Origin of the sequence: Bradyrhizobium sp. STM 3566, from assembly GCF_045571445.1 — a bacterium.
In the GTDB taxonomy this organism is placed as follows: domain Bacteria; phylum Pseudomonadota; class Alphaproteobacteria; order Rhizobiales; family Xanthobacteraceae; genus Bradyrhizobium; species Bradyrhizobium vignae.
In genome coordinates this window covers 5,492,014-5,506,882 of record NZ_CP120692.1, presented here as the reverse complement: position 1 = coordinate 5,506,882, position 14,869 = coordinate 5,492,014, and the positions used below count along the sequence as shown (strand labels likewise).

General features: G+C 59.9%; 10 protein-coding genes. 6 read left to right on the top strand and 4 right to left on the bottom strand.

Annotated elements, in window-relative coordinates; genetic code table 11:
* Positions 1–9: 9 nt before the first annotated feature.
* Positions 10–660, bottom strand: coding sequence for a hypothetical protein (locus P6U27_RS26580; RefSeq protein WP_145987037.1), 651 nt, complete (start codon positions 658–660; stop codon positions 10–12).
* Positions 661–1,180: 520 nt separating this feature from the next.
* On the opposite strand from P6U27_RS26580, the gene P6U27_RS26575 reads away from it, so the two are divergent.
* From P6U27_RS26575 to P6U27_RS26565, 3 genes are all read left to right on the top strand, one after another.
* Positions 1,181–2,152: an ABC transporter substrate-binding protein gene (locus P6U27_RS26575; RefSeq protein ID WP_160118865.1), complete on the top strand. Its 972-nt coding sequence runs from the start codon at positions 1,181–1,183 to the stop codon at positions 2,150–2,152.
* A 482-nt stretch (positions 2,153–2,634) separates the two neighbouring features.
* A complete protein-coding gene (locus P6U27_RS26570; RefSeq protein WP_160118864.1) occupies positions 2,635–3,498 on the top strand; it encodes an ABC transporter substrate-binding protein in 864 nt (287 codons plus the stop codon).
* 125 nt (positions 3,499–3,623) lie between these two features.
* Positions 3,624–4,598, top strand: a complete 975-nt coding sequence (locus tag P6U27_RS26565; protein ID WP_129144365.1) for an ABC transporter substrate-binding protein — start codon at positions 3,624–3,626, stop codon at positions 4,596–4,598.
* A 490-nt stretch (positions 4,599–5,088) separates the two neighbouring features.
* Here P6U27_RS26565 and P6U27_RS26560 read toward each other — a convergent pair whose 3' ends face one another.
* Genes P6U27_RS26560 through P6U27_RS26550 form a run of 3 tightly spaced genes read right to left on the bottom strand, consistent with a single transcriptional unit; the run spans position 5,089 to position 9,289 of the window.
* Entirely contained in the window at positions 5,089–6,339 is a 1,251-nt protein-coding gene (locus P6U27_RS26560) for an adenylate/guanylate cyclase domain-containing protein (protein ID WP_209296316.1), read from the bottom strand.
* Complete coding sequence (locus P6U27_RS26555; RefSeq protein WP_122404625.1) at positions 6,336–6,725, bottom strand: response regulator; 390 nt, start codon at positions 6,723–6,725, stop codon at positions 6,336–6,338. The genes P6U27_RS26560 and P6U27_RS26555 overlap by 4 nt, the downstream gene beginning before the upstream one ends.
* Positions 6,722–9,289, bottom strand: coding sequence for an ATP-binding protein (locus P6U27_RS26550; protein WP_122404624.1), 2,568 nt, complete (start codon positions 9,287–9,289; stop codon positions 6,722–6,724). The genes P6U27_RS26555 and P6U27_RS26550 overlap by 4 nt, the downstream gene beginning before the upstream one ends.
* Before the next feature lie 235 nt (positions 9,290–9,524).
* Between P6U27_RS26550 and P6U27_RS26545 the strand changes: the two genes are divergently transcribed.
* From P6U27_RS26545 to P6U27_RS26535, 3 genes are read left to right on the top strand one after another with little or no spacing between them, the layout of a single operon-like run.
* Entirely contained in the window at positions 9,525–10,676 is a 1,152-nt protein-coding gene (locus tag P6U27_RS26545) for an ABC transporter substrate-binding protein (RefSeq protein ID WP_209296317.1), read from the top strand.
* Entirely contained in the window at positions 10,673–11,671 is a 999-nt protein-coding gene (locus P6U27_RS26540; protein WP_122404622.1) for an ABC transporter substrate-binding protein, read from the top strand. Before P6U27_RS26545 ends, P6U27_RS26540 begins: the two co-directional genes overlap by 4 nt.
* Entirely contained in the window at positions 11,668–14,829 is a 3,162-nt protein-coding gene (locus P6U27_RS26535) for a GAF domain-containing protein (RefSeq protein ID WP_245163278.1), read from the top strand. Before P6U27_RS26540 ends, P6U27_RS26535 begins: the two co-directional genes overlap by 4 nt.
* The last annotated feature ends 40 nt before the right edge of the window (positions 14,830–14,869 follow it).

Below are 14,869 nucleotides of genomic sequence, written 5' to 3'. Positions count from 1 at the left end.
CGGCCGTAATTACCTGTTCTTTTTTGCCCAACGGCTGTTAGGCGCCCCTATCAATTCCAGGGCCTCATCCAATACCAAAGTTGAATTCTTGATCCGCCGCTCGTCAGAGGCGGTTAGCTCCGATCCTCTTTCTACGTAACCCACACGCACAGCTTCCAGATACCCCTGTGCTACGAGGTCTCGACGCGCGCGCAGAATGTCATTTCGGTCCAAATCGAGAGCTAAGCGGTGACCGTGCTTTAGATAGCTCTCAGTCTTTCCATGGTACGGGGCTTTTCGCTTGATAAGAGATTGGTAGATTTCACTTTGCTTTGCAGATGGCTTATTCTGGCGAGCTTTACTGATATGGCGCAGTAGGTTGCAAAGGCTCTCGCCATCCCACTTTGCTGGTCGACCACGACCGATATGAGATTGTGTGTAATAGCCAAGCAATATTCGCCAACTGAAGGGGTCGCGAGGATCCAGATTGAAAGCTTTGAACGCGCCTCGCGGCGATCTATCCCAGCTGCTGATGAAGGGAGACTCTAAATCAAGTGCATCCTGCGCTGCAGCCAACCAGTCGGCCTGATTGCTGTAATCGCGTCGAAAAGGAAATGGTGTTTGGCTGACTTTTTTCCAATGGGCCAAACGGGAGGAGGGAGTCTCCGGCTTTTTTGGCATCGCCCGTTCCTGAAATCGACAGTGAACCGGCACGAACATAGCCGAACGGCGACGATTAGCCTCATAGCGCTTGTGGATTTGCACAACATTGCCCCGATCGCGCCTCCAAGAGCCCGCATCGATTGTCCAAGGCATCCCGGCGCGGCAGCGGGGTCAGCTAGAGTAGCACCCGTTTCTTCGAAGCGAGCTGTCATCGCGCGACTGCACGAATGGTGAGGCAGAAGCGTTCTCGCTCAAGTGGTGAAGAGCTTGAAACGCTAAGACACCGGACGATTTCGCAGGCGAAATCGTCCCACTCATGTATGCATAAGGCTTAGCTCTTGCGCAGAGCTACCACATTGGTGTGGCGGGTTCACACAGCCAAGGCCCGTGGCTGACAACAGATGACCCGACCAAGGGCATGCTGGCTACCGAGGGCAGCCTTTGACCCACAGCGGACTACGGGAAAGTCTGCCAGATAGCTTCCGCTTTACCGATTCAACCGGATAATATGTTTTCATCTGGGCAGGGGCGTCAGAGTATGAGACGGCGCAAATTCATTGGCTTGGCAGGCATCTCGGTTGCTGCTTGGGCAGCACGATTAGCCAGATCTCAAGCCACGGGCCAACCGCGAAAGATCGGTTACCTGCATCCCTTTACGATCGACCCGCGTCTTGTGATTTTGACGGGGTTGCTGAAGCGCGGCCGTGAGCTAGGCTATATAGAGGGTGAGACGATCCTGTTACGATCTGCGCAAGGGGACCTTTCACGGCTGCCGGACCTCGCTCGAGAACTCGTTGATCTTGGCGTCGGGGTGCTCATCGTGGTCGGTCTGCCGGCAACAACAGCCGCACTCTCCGCGGCTCCCGACTTACCGGTCGTGGCAATTGATCTTGAGACGGATCCGATCAAGGCAGGCTTCATCGACAGTTGGGCAAAGCCCGGGCGCAATTTGACCGGACTGTTCCTCGATCAGACCAGCTTGACGGGCAAGTTAGTCACCCTGATGGGGGAAGTGGTGCCCGGCTTGAGGAAGCTTGCCATTGTTTGGGATCCGAGCACACGGCCGGACCAATTGGAAGCAGCCAGAATCGCGGCCGGTGCTGCCGGCCTCGAGACCCAGACGCTGACGTTGAGCAAGCCGGAGGAATTTCGCGACGCCTTCGCAAAGCTGGAAAGCACGAGCGGCGTATTGCTTTTGATTTCTCCGACGTTGACGGCAAACCCCGGCCTTTTTGCCGCTGCCGCTCTTGAATTCAGATTGCCCAGCATCTCAATCTGGAAGCCTAACGCAAAAGCAGGTGGCCTTCTCACCTACGGCCCCGTGCTAGGGCCCTATTTCCCTCGCGCCATGACAATGGCCGATACAATCCTCAAGGGTACCAGACCAGGTGATATACCGATCGAGGGGCCAGACCGCTACGAACTCGTTATCAACCTAAAGACCGCCGGGCAGCTTGGGATCGAGGTGCCGCCGTCGATCGCGGCGACGGCGGACGAGACGATCGAATGACGTCGGGGGATTTTCGCTACTGCCAGTCTGAATATGCCAGCTCAGTCTGACTATGTCCGTTGTTCGAGGAAGACTGGAAGTCGCATTTCCGGGCCGCTAGGGCTGCCGATGACCCACAACGGATGTGGGCTCTAGAGCGGATCAAGTCGTCGGTAATTCGGTAGCTGTCCCCGCAAAGAGCTTGGGGCGGTTTGCGGCTGCGCGACGTTCTGGGAGCTCTTGGTGGCACGGCAGCGCGGCCGATGGCGGCGCGGGCGCAGTCGACAACCGGATTTTGCTCTATAACATACATGGGATACCCTGCCGCTCCAAAGCAACGCGCGCCATCTTGCGCCAGCTAAGATGACTCGAAGTGTTCTTACATGGAACGTCGCAAGTTTTTGGCAACGCTCGGCTCCGCAGCACTGATATATTCGCGATCCGCTCGCGCGCAGACGTCTGGTAGGAATTACTGTTTCGCTACACTTCATCCAGTAGCGCCGATGACCGATACCAGTGGTCTTGGAAAGATCCTGCTGAGAGGACTGGCCCAACGCGGTTATGTCGTAGGACAAAACCTGACCTACCTCGCGCGTAGTTCGATGGGCGACAACACTAGAATTCCCGAATTACTACGAGAATTGAAAGCCAGTGGCGTCGATGCAATCGTTGTTGTTGGTTTCCCCTCGGCACTGGCTGCGAAGTCGTTAGGCGTCCCGATAATCGGCGCGCTGGGTCTCGGTGATCCGGTCGAAACGAGATTGATCGATAGTCTGGCTCATCCTGGCGGCAATATTACCGGTATCTCCGACGTGGCCTCGGCACTCACGACCAAGCGCCTATCCTTGTTAAAGGAACTGTCGCCAAATCTCCGAAAAGTAGCGATGCTCTGGAACAAGGACGATCTTGGCATGACGCTGCGCTACGGGGCCTCTGCCAAAGTTGCGCTGTCGCTTGGAATTTCAGTGCAGCCTGTGGGTGTCCGCGAACGGGATGATTTCAAGGATGCGTTCGAGCTCATGAACAGCGATATGCCGGATGCGATATTAATGGTCGCCGACGCGTTGACCAATCTGAACCGCAAGCGTGTCTTTGAGTTCGCGATCGCCATGAAATTGCCGGCTATTTATGAATACGACTTCATTGTTCGTGATGGCGGCCTGATGTCATACGGGCCAGATCTGACAGAATCATTCGAACGTACAGCTGCCCTGGTTGCCCGAGTCTTCGAAGGTGCAAAGCCGGCCGATTTGCCCTTCGAGCAGCCTACCCGGTATCCCTTTTTTTTAAATCTTAAAACAGCCGGCAGCATGGGCCTGCAGATTCCGCCGACCATGCTCGCCCTAGCCGACGAAGTGATTGAATAGTTTGCCAGACTTCCGGTGTTGACCCAACTCGGACATGGACGCCCGCGCGAGCGCGAGCCAAATTGACGCTTTCGGGATGCTTGATTGGTTCGCTAAGATATCACCCATTGAGCTTGGGGTCGGACATGCGGCGGCGCGAGTTTCTAGGTGTTTTGGGGGGCGCTGCGGCGGCGTGGCCGCTCGCAGCGACGGCGCAGCAGGCGTCGCGAACGTTCCGCGTCGGTTACTTGGCTTTGGCGGGTGCAGACGATGCAATCTTCGTAAAGGAACGACTTAAACAACTTGGATACGCCGAAGGCAAAAACCTCATTTTCGACATTCGCTCCGCCAACGGAATACTCGAAACGCTCGGCACTCAGGCATCCGAGCTGATCAAGGCCGATCCGGATGTGATAATTACCGGTTTTGGAACGGCGACTGCCAAAGCAGCCCAAGCTGCCACTTCAACTATTCCCGTCGTGTTCAGCAATGTCGGGGATCCAATTGGATCTAATGTGGTCCAAAGTTTAAGCCGCCCTGGCGCTAACCTTACAGGACTGGCAGGGCAAGCCGCCGAGCTCGGCGGCAAAAGATTAGAATTGCTGAGCCAGTTCGTTCCGAACATCAGCACCGTAGCGGTGCTTGAGGAGCCAGCTGCACCATTCACGATCGCCGCCCTGCCGCGGCTACGGGAGGCTGCCAAGGCGAAAGGCCAGCAGCTTGCACTTTGTGACATTAGAAGCGCAGCTGACGTTGAAAGCAGCCTCGCGGCAGCAGCCAACGCGGGCGCCGGGGGCCTCGTAGTTCTGGAAACTCCAGTGTTGATTGGTTTACGTGAGCTGATCGTTGACGCTGCGGCTGCGCTTAGGATGCCAGCCATCTATAGTGTTCGCGACTTTGTCGACATGGGCGGCTTTCTTTCGTACGGCCCCGATGCCCGACAGCTTTATCGACGCGCAGCGGAGCTTGCCGACAAGATTTTGAAGGGTGAGAAACCAGCGGAAATTCCTGTCGAGCAACCGACACGATTCAATCTGATCGTCAATCTTAAAGCCGCCAAAGCATTAGGGCTCGCCATAGCCCCAACTTTGCTTGCGCTTGCGGACGAGGTGATCGAATAGTTATCAGCTTGTTGCAGCTGCTCACCACAGACATTGGCCCTAAACGGACCAATCGGGCTGGTTCGTTGATAACGATATTCGGGGCAGACCGGAAGTCGCGCGCCGGCGCCGCGAGGAACGTTTTTGACCCGCAACGGATATCGGGGACGCTCTCAACGGTAGCCATACGACCTTATTAATTCAGTCGCTTCAGTCCGCCGATGTGACGATGAAAACTGCGCGGGCTTGCAAGTGCAAGCCGCGTTTCTTGCGCGCGTGATCAAGTTTTGAATAGCGAGCATGGCAGCTTTGATGCGGAAGCAGACTGACGCCTGTGCCTTCTATCGCGTGCTACGACCGTCTCTGTGGAAAATACGCGTCTCCCGGCGCTGGATTTGGATTACGAAAAGGCCAGAAAGTCTCCGAGGCGCAAACCGGCAACTTGGCCAACATTCCTAAGAGATTTCAGAGGATGAAAACTAATCAGGCATGTGGCTAGACTGCCGGCGGCCTAGTCTAATTGAATTCGGGCGCCTTTGGCACCATTGAGCAACCGCTTCAGGTGAAATCCAGCCAGCGCGTCGTCGGCGTGGGCGCCGACCAGCGCCGCGAAAGCTGGCATTGCTCCGACGTCGCCAGCCTCGAGCTTGGCGAACGCTTCCCCATATTGCGCGTTGGCCGTCGCCTTGAACGGAACGTCTTGCAGTGGTTCGAACGCGCGAAGCGGTTCGCTGCGGCCGCGAAGCAGGATATCGCCGACGGGTCGCCCCTGAAAATTGCCGGCGCGGTCGGCTGCCGCGGCGCTGACGCAGATGCGGGTGCCGAGATGCTTGTTGGCGGCCTCGAGCCGCGCAGCCGTGTTGATGGTGTCGCCGTATGCGGTGTAGTCGAAGAAACGGCTGCCGCCGAAATTGCCGACCAGCGCCGGCCCGGCATGAACGCCGATCCGCGTCGCACCGAAACTGACGCCTTTGTCCTTCCACCGGTCGCGGAACGCCTGGGCCCAGATGTCGAGGTTATGGGAGCAGGCAATGGCGCGTCTGGCATAGTCCGGCTGGTCGCCAGGCGCGTTGAACAGCACCTGAATCGCATCGCCGATGATCTTGGCGACCGTACCCTCATGGGCAAATACGACGTCGGTCATGCCGCCCACGTATTCGTTGAGCAGTGCGCCGAGCACATCGGGCGCTACCGTTTCCACCAGGGACGTAAAGCTACTGATGTCGGTGAAGATCGTCGCGATCTCGCGCCAATGTACCTGCATGCCGTCGCTGTCGCCGACCGCGGCGAGGCGGCTGGCAATCTGCGGCGAAAAATACCGCGACAGCGAGGCGTGCGCGCGCTCGGCCTCAAGCTGGCGGCGTCGGGCCTCCCGCATTGCCTCGACGTGGCGGATGGTCTTGTCGATCGTCATTTCGAGATCGCCGAAATCGATCGGCTTGGTCAGGAAATCGAACGCGCCACGGTTCATGGCGGTGCGGATGTTGCTCATGTCGCCATAGGCCGAGACGATGACGGTCGACTTCTTGTCCTCGGCTTCCTGCAGCTTGGCGAGCAGCGACAGCCCGTCCATCCGGGGCATGTTGATGTCTGATACGACCATGTCGACATGGGGGTGCTGCTCGATCGAAGCGAGCGCCTCGATACCGTCATGGGCGAATACGAACGCTACCGTGCCGTCGCGGATTTTCCGCCGGAATTTCTGCAGCACGAGCGCCTCGAGATCGGGCTCATCATCGACGACAAGGATGGTCGCGGTCATGCGGCCTGACCGAGGCGGTTATCGATCTCGAGACGTAGCAGCGCGAAATCGATCGGTTTGGTCAAAAGGCCGACGGCCCCGTTCTCGATCGCCTTACGACGCGTTTCGGCATCGCCATAGGCCGTAATCATGATCACGGGAACGTCGGGGCGCTCGGCGCGCACCTTCGGCAGCATTTCGAGCCCGGTCATCCCTGGCATGTTGATGTCGGAGAGGATCAGGATCAGCGAAGGATCCTTGATATCCGCCGCACGCTGAAGCGCCGCCGGCGCCGATGGGGCGAATTCCATCATGAAGCGGCCTGATTTCAGGTCGCGGCGAAACTGCTGACGAAACAAGGCTTCGACATCGGGCTCGTCATCCACCACGAGTATGTAAACGCTCAATTCCTGCCTCCGGTAATCGACTGTGCCGCCCCGGTTCTGGGCAGCGTAATGATGAATTCGGTAAAAGCGCCGGGCTCGGTCACGACGTCAATCGTACCGGCGTGTTGCTTCACGATGATGTCGTGGCTCATCGACAATCCAAGACCCGTCCCTTCGCCCGCCGGCTTGGTAGTGAAGAAGGGATTGAACATCTTCTCCTTCACCTCGGGCGGAATCCCGGTGCCGTTATCGCGGATCCGGATTTCCACCTTGTTGCCCAGGCTCCTGGTGGCCGCGCTCAGGATCGGTTCAAAGTCCTCGTCGCCGGCCTCCTTGCGCTTGGCCGCGGCATAGAACCCGTTCGAGATCAGGTTGAGGAAGACGCGGGTGATCTCTTGCGGATACAAGCTGACCTGTCCCGCGGCCGGATCGAAGTCGCGCTTCAGAGTGATGTTGAAGCCGGGCTTTTCAGCCCGCGCGCCGTGATAGGCGAGGTTGAGGCTTTCCTCGACGATGGCGTTGATGTCGGCTGGCCGGTGCTCGCCCGCGCCCTCGCGCGAATGCAGCAGCATGTTCTTGACGATCGAATCCGCCCGCTTGCCGTGCTGTACGACCTTTTCGAGGTTGCCCTTCAGCATGTGGGTGAGCTCGTCTATCTCTTCGCGGGTCTTGGCGTCCAGCGCCGCCGGTCTCAGCACGTCGTTGAGTTCGTCGATCAATTCGGCCGACAACGACGAGAAATTGTTGACGAAGTTGAGCGGGTTCTTGATTTCGTGGGCGATGCCGGCAGTGAGCTGGCCGAGCGAGGCCAGTTTTTCGGTCTGTACTAGGCGATCCTGTGCGGTGCGCAGCTCTTCCAATGAAGTCGCAAGTTCCTTGGTCCGTGCCTGAACTTCATCAAAGAGGCGGAGGTTCTCGATGGCGATGACTGCTTGGTCGGCGAAGGTGGTGACCAGCTCAATCTGCTTGTCGCTAAAAGCTCGCCTTTCCCTGCGAGTCAACACGAATACGCCCATCGGCACACCCTCGCGCAACAAGGGAATTGCGATCCTGCTCTGCGCCGGATTCGGATCTCCCGGCAGAGGCGACTGACCATCGACGAGGATGATCGACCTGCCTTCGGACAAGGCGCGTCCAACCGCTGTCGTCCCTCCCGGCTTGAAGATAAAATCCCTGAGAAATTGCTGTTTTTTGGGAGAGAGCCCGAAACTGGCGGCCAGCCGATAGGCGCCATCCCTGGGCTGGAGAATGATCCCCTCGTCCGCTTCGCACAGACGACCCGCCGACTCCACGAGCGTGTCCAGCACGGTCTGCAAGTCGAATGTCGAGCGGCTGATCACCTTGAGTACGTCCGCGGTCGCCGTCTGCTGCTGTAGCGATTCACTCAGTTCGGCTGTACGCTGCTCGACCTTGTTCTCGAGGTCGGCATATGACTCCTGCAGCCGTGCACCCATGTCGTTGAACTGGTTGGCAAGCCCTTCGAGCTCGTCGCCCGTCTTGATCGAGATGCGCTGGGTGAAATCGCCGCCGCCGAGCCGCGCGGCGCCGGCGCTCAGCGCCCGGATCGGGCCGACCATGCGCCGGGCGAGGAAGATTCCCGCGAGGACGGCGAAGATCGAGGCCGCCAGCAGCACGATCGAAAGGCGCTGCAACGCCTGATACAGCGACGCATAAGCCTCCGTTTCCGGCAGTTCGACGAACATGGTCCAGCCGAGCGGGGAGATCGGTGCGGAAGCCGTCAGCACTTTCTGGCCCTGAATGTTGAGAGAGCCTTGCAGCGCGTTGGCGTCGTTGGCGTTGCCGGCGCGCGCGGCCTGCACCTGCACTAGCTTGGACATGTCGGTGTTGCGCAGCACGAGGCTGATGTCGGGATGAGCGATCAGCCGGCCGCCCGAACCGACCACATAGGCATGGCCACGCTCGCCGACCTTGATCTGCGAGACCACGTCCCAGATCAGCTTCAGATTGACCTCGGCGATGCTGACGCCGGCGTCCTTGCGGGTCCCGGCTAGCGACAGCGTCATGTAGGGCTCGGACTCGCGGCGGAAATAGACCGGACCGTAATAGACCTTGTTGGCGACCGCCTCGCTGAATTTCGAGTCCTTGGAAAGGTCGAGACCCGAATCGACCACGTCCATAGCCAGCCGCGATACCCGCAGCCGCTCCTTGCCGGTCGAATCGATCTGGGACAGCTCGGTGATGGCCGGCACCTGCCGCAGCAGCCGGAGCGCATCGAAACGGCGGTCCTGCAACGAGCCGGCCGACCACGGCAATTGGGTGGTCCAGCCGAGCTGACTCTCGATTTCTTTGATGAACTGGCTGATCTTGGCGGCGGCGGCTTCGGCCTGTTCGCGCTGAATCCGGATCAGGGACGCCTTATGCTCGCGATAATAGAAGAAAACCTCGAAAATCCCGTTGGAAAGCAGCGCCACGCTCACCACGGCCACGAACAGCGCGACATATTTGGCAAACAAACGGGCCCGGACCTTCGGCGCCGGGGCGGCCTGCACGGCCGGTGCATCCGCCGCAGACGACGCCGCCAGCGGTCGTCCTTGGGACGTGTCCGAATGCAGGGAAATGCTCATCCCGGCCAAGTTATCAAGAAGACTTGGCGCTGTCTCCCTGTGGATGACCAACTGAGACATGGGCGTTGCCGACTGCGGTGCTCTCGATATCAGTTTCTGCCCCTTCCGGCGCCGATCTTAGCCGCCGGGATGCCGTGGTGCGGTGCAACCAGTAAGAGCAAGCGAAGCTCCAAGCCTGCGTAAATTCGCGAGATTGAATGCGTCAAGTTATCACCCAGCGGGCTGCGACAGCGGGGTGATTTACGGAAAACTTTGCGCAGATTGCTGCGGGCCCGGAGGTTCTTGGAGGGGGAGCACAACCCCAAGAAGATTTTGTCGGATCGGTCAAGGGCACCTTTCAGATGTTGGGTTTGAACAGTTACACTGCCACATTCCAGCCTTGGGGGCGACCGTGCGAAGGCGTGAGTTTATTGGTTTGGCGGTGGGAGGCGCGGCGAGCTGGCCGCTTGCAGCACTGGCGCAGCAGGATGGGTCTCATCGCATGCCGACCATCGGCTTTATCGGATTTGCCAGCGCCGCCGCCGACGTCACGATTGTGCAGCCGTTCCGCAAGACTCTGGCCGAAATCGGATATGTCGAAGGGCGCAATATCACCGTCGAAATCCGCAACGCCGACGGAGATGTCGAACGCGGGCACGCGATCATCGACGAGTTTGTCGCGATGCAAGTGGACGTGCTGTTCGCACCTGGCCCCGCCGCCGCGCGGGCCGCGGCGCGCAAGACGAAAATCCCGGTCGTCGCGATCGCGCTGCCGGCCGTGCAGAGCGACCCCGAACTGTTCCAGAGCCTCGCCCGGCCCGGTGGCACCGTGACCGGCTTCTCGGCGTTCGGCGAGGAGATGTCGGCCAAGCGTATCGCGGTGCTGAAGGAAATTTTGCCGGGCCTGATTAAGCTCGGCGTGATGCACAACGCAACCGACCCGACCTTCAGCGCGTGGGGCGCGCAGACCATGGCGGATACCGGCAAGCTCGGCATCGAGCCGATTCGTGCCGGCCTCACGGCGCCGACGCCATCGCAGGTGACGGAGCAGATCGGGAAGCTTGCCGAGGCCGGTGGTACGGCCATGATCGTTATTCGCGACTACATGACCGCCGCGGCGATCAAGGACATCTGCCGCATTGGAGTTGAAATGCAGGTAGCCGTGGTCGGCGAGCAGGCTGAGTTTGCGCAAGCCGGCGCTTTATTTAGTTATGGCGCCGACATCGTCGACCTCTCGCGCCGTGCCGCAGGCTATGCCGACCAGATCATCAAGGGTCAAAAGCCGTCGGAGATGCCGATCCAGTTGCCGACCAAGTTCGAAATGGTCGTCAATCTCAAGACCGCGCGGGCGCTCGGGTTGACGATCCCTCCGACCGTCCTGGTGCAGACCGATCAGGTGATCGAATGAAGCTCCGGGACCTGCGGCGGCGCGAACTTCTCGGTATTTTAGCTGGCGCGGCAGCTGTACCTGTTGCTGCGCGCGCCGAGAAAGATCTGCCCGTTGTTGCCGTGCTGGTGCCGGGGCCGGCAAAAAATGCCGAGAATCGACTGGCGGCGATTCGCCAAGGCATGCGGGAGGCGGGCCTTACCGAGGGCGTGAACTTTACGTTCGCTTTGCGTTATGCCGACGGTTTTTTCGATCGATTGCCCGCGCTGGCCCTTGAACTCGCTGCTCTCAAGCCCCGCGTCATCATTGCTTCGGCCGCGGCGGCACCGGTCGCGCACAAAGTCCTGCCCGAGTTGCCGTTGGTCTTCACGTCCTATGCCGCCGATCCCATCAAGGCAGGGTTTGCGGAAAGCTATATCCATCCGGGCGGCCATGCGACCGGCAACGTGATGAATGCGGTTGGGGGCGAGGAGGCGCTGACCCAAAAGCGCATGAACTTGTTCAAGGAGCTGGTGCCTGACCTGAAGGCGATCGGCTTCATCGGTACATCCTCACTGCTTGCCACAGCCGAGCTCAACGCATTGCAAAGCGTCGCCGGTCAGTTCGGCTTTGTTGTCGTGCGTCATCCGCTTGGGCGGCTCGACGAGATAGAGGGCGCGGTTTCGGCGAGCATCCGCGATGGCGTTGGCGCTCTTTACGTCTCCGGCGAGCCGCTTCTCTACAACAACATGCCCCGGGTCTTGCCCTTGGTCATGGCGCCGGGAAAGCCGACGGTTGGCACCTATCCGGACTGGGGCCGGGCGGGCCTTCTGATGTCCTATTCGGCCGATCTGATCGACGACTTCCGCCGCGCCGGCATCTACGCCGCCAAGATTCTCGGTGGCGAAAAACCGGCGGACCTGCCCATTGAACAAGCCAGCAAGTTCGTGCTTGTGCTCAACCTCAAGACAGCGAAATCGCTCGGCTTAGCGGCGGCCGACCGCCTGCTGACGGTGGCCGACGAGGTGATCGAATGAGGGCGCGCGATGCCAGGTCTCGAGCAAAGTCCGGTGCCAAGTCTGCTCGTGCCAAGTCCGGCAAGAAACAGACCAGCGATGCCGGGACACGGAAGAAGGCTGGAAAGCCTCTCACCAAGACCGATGCCCGCAAGGCCAAGCCATCCCTCCATCCCGAGACCGCACTGCTGAAACGCCAGTTGAAAGCTGCGCGGATGCGAGAGGAGGCCGGCGCCGAAATCCTGCGCGCGATCGCCAACGCATCGGGGGATGCGGCGGGCCCGTTGCAGTTGATCACCGAGACGACCGCGCGTCTGTTCAAGGCATCCAGCGTCTCGCTTCAACTCGCCGAAGGGCGCGAGTTCACGCAAGAGTACCGCGTTGGAACCATCGCCAAGCGCGTCGGCTCGGCCTATCCGCGGTCCAATATCAAGGTCGGCGGCCGAAACCTGCCCGGCACGGTGGTGGCCGAGTCCAGGCAGATCCACATTCCGGACCTCGACCACCTGGATCCCTCGATGTCCGACTTTCCCGGTCTGCCCCATGCGCGGGCCGGTGGCGCGCGTACCGTTTGCGGCACGCCATTGCGACGCAACGACAAGGCCGTCGGCGCCCTGATCGTTTTCCGTGACAGGCTCCTGCCGTTCACCGTTGATGAACTGGCGCTGCTGCAAAGCTTCGCCGACCAGGCAATGATCGCGATCCAGAATGCACAACTGTTCAACGACACCCAACAGGCGCTGGAACGCCAGACCGCGACGTCGGAAATCCTGCGCGTTATCAGTCAATCGCCGACCGACGCCCAGCCGGTGTTCGACAGCATCGTCCAGACCGCGGTACGGCTGACGCGATGTGACCTCGGGTTCTTCCTGCGCTGCGACGGCGCCAGCTACGTGCAGGTGGCGAGGGCCACGCCGGAAGGACTGACTACCGTCACCAGGCCTCCCGAGCAAATCGATCCCGATGGCAATTTCCCGTCACGCGCCATCATCGGCAAGAAAACGCTGCACCTGCCGGACTGGTCGTTGATCGACCTGCCCAAGTTCGAGCTTTGGATCCACGAGACCTTCGGTATCGTATCGTCGCTCTACGTGCCGCTATTGCGGGCGGGCGAGTGCATCGGCCTGCTAGTGCTGGCGGGCAAGCGCAGCAATTTCCTCGGCGAACGTGAGGTCGCTCTGGCCGAGTCCTTTTGCGATCAGGCCCTGATCGCGATCGAAAATGTCCGCCTGTTCGACGAGGTGCAGGCGCGAACGCGCGAGTTGACGGAAGCGCTGACCTATCAGACCGGCAGCAGCAACATCCTGAGGGTCATCGCATCGTCGCCGACCGATGTGGCGCCCGTTCTCCAAGCCATTGTCGAGAGCGCCTGCGAGCTTTGCGAAGCCAAGGATGCAATTGTCTATTTGCGGGACGGCAACGATCTTCGCTTCAACGCCCAGCACGGTCCGCTCGAGTTCACGGTCGAGAAGTGGCCGATCGATCGTGCGACCGTCGCCGGGCGGACCTTCCTAGACCGGGCGCCAGTGCATATCCACGATATGCTTTCTGAGGAGGGTAACCAGTTTCCGGAAGGACAACGGGCGGCTCGCCGTATCGGCGTTCGAACCATGTTGGGTGTGCCGTTGTTGCGCGAGGGCGAGAGCATCGGAACAATCCTGTTGCGCCGTACAGAAGTGAATCCGTTCAGCGACAAGCAGGTCACCTTGCTGCAAACCTTCGCCGACCAAGCGGTGATTGCCATTTCCAATGTGAACTTGTTCAAACAGGTGCAGGAGCGGACCCGCGACCTCGAAGAGTCGCTGCAACAGCAGACCGCGACGTCGGAGGTTCTGCAGGTGATTAGCCGGTCGGTCTTCGATCTGAAGACAGTGCTGCGGACGTTGCTCGAATCCGCCGCCGGTCTCTGCGATGCCTCGATCTGCATTCTGTTCCAGTCGCAGGGGGATCTCCTCCATGTCGGCGCGAGTTACGGCGGCACGCCGGAATTTGTCGAATACCTGTCGACCCATCCGCATCGTCTCGATCGCACAACGGTCGCCGGACGTACCGCGGTCGAGCGCCGTACGGTCCACATCCCCGACATCGGCGCGGATACCGAATACGGGCTTCCCCAGTCGATCAAGCTTGGCGGCTGGCGGTCGATCATCGGCGTCCCGCTGCTTCGCGATGGCGAAGTGCTCGGCGTTCTCGATCTCGCCCGCCCTGTCGCCGGACCGTTCACGCCACGACAGATCAAACTGATCGAAACGTTTGCCGACCAGGCTGTGATCGCGATCGAGAATGCCCGCCTGTTCGACGAGGTGCAGCAGCGCACTAAGGAGCTCGCCGCTTCGCTCGACGAGCTTCGCACCGCGCAGGACCGCCTGGTGCAGACCGAGAAGCTGGCCTCGCTCGGTCAGCTCACCGCCGGTATCGCGCACGAGATCAAGAATCCGCTCAATTTCATCAATAACTTCTCGGCGTTGTCGGCCGAGCTCATCGAAGAGATGAACGACGTGTTCGAGAACCCGACGCTCGACGAGGCCGGCAGGTGGAAGGAGCTGGATGAGATCCGCGAACTGCTGAAGAGCAACCTGGAAAAGGTCGTTCAGCACGGCAAGCGCGCCGATTCAATCCTCAAGAACATGCTGCAGCATTCCCGGGAAGGTTCGGGCGAGCAGCGGATGGTGGATATAAACGCGCTGTTGGACGAGAGCCTCAATCTCGCCTATCACGGCGCACGCGCCGAGAAACCGGATTTCAATATCACGTTGCAGCGCGACCTCGATCCGGACGCCGGCGTGATCGAGCTGTTCCCGCAGGAAATCACCCGCGCTTTACTCAACCTGATCTCGAACGGGTTTTATGCCGCGAGCAAGCGTCGGGCCGATATTGGCGATGCGAATTTCGAGCCTGTGCTCAGTGCTGGCACCAGAAATCTAGGCAACCACATCGAGATACGCATCCGCGACAATGGCACCGGCATTCCGCCGGAGGTGAAGGAAAAAATGTTCAATCCGTTCTTCACGACCAAGCCGGCTGGGGAGGGCACCGGACTTGGTCTATCGATGAGCCACGACATCATCGTGAAACAACACGGCGGACGGATCGAGGTGGATACGCAGCCTGGACAATTCACCGAGTTCACGATTGTGCTGCCGCGGGCGGGCAACCTTACAAGCGCCCGAAAAAACTAGCGGCCGACACGACAATCGAAGCTGACGTGGATGCAAGACG